Annotated in this window: 2 protein-coding genes; both read left to right on the top strand. The window is 44.3% G+C overall.

Annotation, left to right across the window (positions count from 1 at the left end; genetic code table 11):
• Positions 1-201, top strand: a 201-nt coding sequence (locus ACTIE0_RS24220) for a hypothetical protein (RefSeq protein WP_439517032.1), incomplete at its 5' end; no start/stop codon positions are given.
• A 623-nt stretch (positions 202-824) separates the two neighbouring features.
• A complete protein-coding gene (locus ACTIE0_RS24215; RefSeq protein ID WP_006623502.1) occupies positions 825-1388 on the top strand; it encodes a hypothetical protein in 564 nt (187 codons plus the stop codon).
• The last annotated feature ends 262 nt before the right edge of the window (positions 1389-1650 follow it).

The raw sequence follows: 1650 nt of genomic DNA, 5'->3' as shown, positions 1-1650 counted from the left end.
CTGCGGGTTCCGCAGTCAGCCATAATTCCCACAAGTCAGCTTGATAAACCCGCCCCCAGGGTGCGCGATCGGCCACGGGAAAAACCAGCCAACTATATACACCCGCCCCTAGCGATAAAACACACCGGGAACTATATACACCCGCCCCTAGGGTTCTGCATTGTAGTGTTACCTGGGTTCAAATTGAATTTGGGCTGTTAGACATCCTTGGGAAACAACAACTAAAATTTGGATGGTATCCAGACCGAAGCCTGCCATTTTGGTGGAATACGCCACCCGGAGCAGAATGGCGAGGTTATTGCTCTATCCTTAAATTTGACGACTAACTAACATAGACTAACCCCCAACCAAGAAGCGATCGCTCAAGAGGTAAGCGATCGACCCTTAAACTCAAAAACCGCCCCGGTGCATTTCTTTTGTAAAGTGCAACTACTTGCAGTTATTTTGGTTCGCTAGGTAGCTATCAGCGAACTCAGTTAAAACCCTCCGCAGTTCTCGCTTAGGTATAACCGCAAGTTTGTCTTTTAAATCCTGGGCTACTCTAATGCCAAACAGTATATTCGCGGGTTGAGATCCTTCCTGTTTCAGCTTACTTGGATTCTTGTCTGTGAAAAAGTTGGGATTGCCAACTCGATCATAAACGCCTCTTCTGCCTCTTTTCATTTTTTTACCCTCTGTAAAGTTTTGTAAACAATTGCACGTTTTCGGTACTATTGTGTATAATCTTATCAGAGGGATAAGGAAAGAGCCGTTGCAGCGGCTCTGACCCATCAAATCTCTCAAAACGGTTAAGAACCAATTAACTCATCAGTTGAGGATTCTATATGCATACTACCACACAGAGCAAATCTTTGGCAAGTATCTTGTACAGCAAAGCCGCCGTCGCGCGGATTTGTGGTTGCTCTCACCAAATTATTGCCAGGGTTGAAATTTGGTGGAAAGTAATTTTTGTTGTTTTCAAAAAGGGTCACGGGTTGAGACCCAAGTTTGTCAGTAAAAAATCTTTTCATCAAAACTTCCAAACCTTCAGGAAACGCAACACCGGGAAGCTAGAAATATACCCCCACAATCAACCCTATAAATTTGCTGTTGTTAATCCCCAAGGAGACACCTATGAAGTGTCCATCGAAGAAGAGGAAATAACTTGCACTTGCCAGGATTTTGATTTCCAGAGTAAAAACCGTGATGTACTTACCCTAGAAACCGGAACGCGCTGGATTCCCAAGTGTAAGCATATTCACAAAGTATTAGAACTTGGCGATAGGGAGGAGCTTAGAGATTTGATCAACTCTGAAGGGGGTGTTGAGTTTGACGCAGACGACAACTGGTTAATCAGTGATGATTGGGTCAGTGATTATGAATACTCCCAAGTGCCACCCAACTGGTAATTTTCGGTAACTTCCAGGAATCGGTGATTAATCCCTCCCTTCACCCAACCTCGCCAACACAACGACTAAGGAATCCATCATGACCACCACTATCTATAAAAAACTGTTAACTGTCCGAGCCTCAATCTCCGATCTAAACAGAAGCGGGTACAACAAATTTAAGCAGTTTCATTGCTCGACTAATGTTTATTTTTTCAAAAAAAAAAATAGCCCAGCCCGTCACCGCTCCAGGGGGTTGACAAGCCGAGCGAATGGGGATATG

Source organism: Limnospira sp. (genome assembly GCF_051859755.1).
GTDB classification, from domain to species: Bacteria; Cyanobacteriota; Cyanobacteriia; order Cyanobacteriales; family Microcoleaceae; genus Limnospira; species Limnospira fusiformis.
This window is presented reverse-complemented; position numbering and strand designations above follow the sequence as displayed.